The 464-nt window shown below is 73.7% G+C and carries 1 protein-coding gene; it reads right to left on the reverse strand.

What is annotated here, in order from left to right:
• Nucleotides 1-464: diaminopimelate dehydrogenase (locus tag A612_RS11625; protein WP_019374647.1), on the reverse strand; the 464-nt coding region annotated here is incomplete at both ends.

Genomic DNA, 464 nt, shown 5'->3' on the forward strand with positions numbered 1-464 from the left:
CGGCCGGCTGCCGCTGCGCACGCGCTCGACGGCCTCGTCCACCGGGATGGTGTATTGCACCCCGCCGGCCACGCCCGGCACGCGGCGGATCGCATCCGAATGCCCCTGACTCAGGCCCTTGCCCCAGAAGGTGTAGGTGGCGCCGTCCGGCAGCAGGGCCTCGCCCATGAGGCGCTGCAGCGAGAACATGCCGGGATCCCAGCCGGCCGAGATCAGCGCCGTGGTGCCGGCCGCGCGGGCGGCGGCGTCCACCGCCTCGAAATGCTCGGGGATGCGCGCGTGGGTGTCGAAGCTGTCCACCAGGCTGAAGAGCGCTGCCAGGCGCGGGCTCTGCTCGGGCAGGTCGTCCTTGGAGCCGCCGCACAGCACCAGCACGTCGAGCTGCTCCCGGTGCGCAGGCAGTGCTTCCATGGCATGCACCGGCACGTTCGCGCCCAGCGGCTGCAGCCGCGCCGGGTCGCGCC

This window comes from Melaminivora alkalimesophila (genome assembly GCF_000282995.1).
GTDB classification, from domain to species: Bacteria; Pseudomonadota; Gammaproteobacteria; order Burkholderiales; family Burkholderiaceae_C; genus Melaminivora; species Melaminivora alkalimesophila.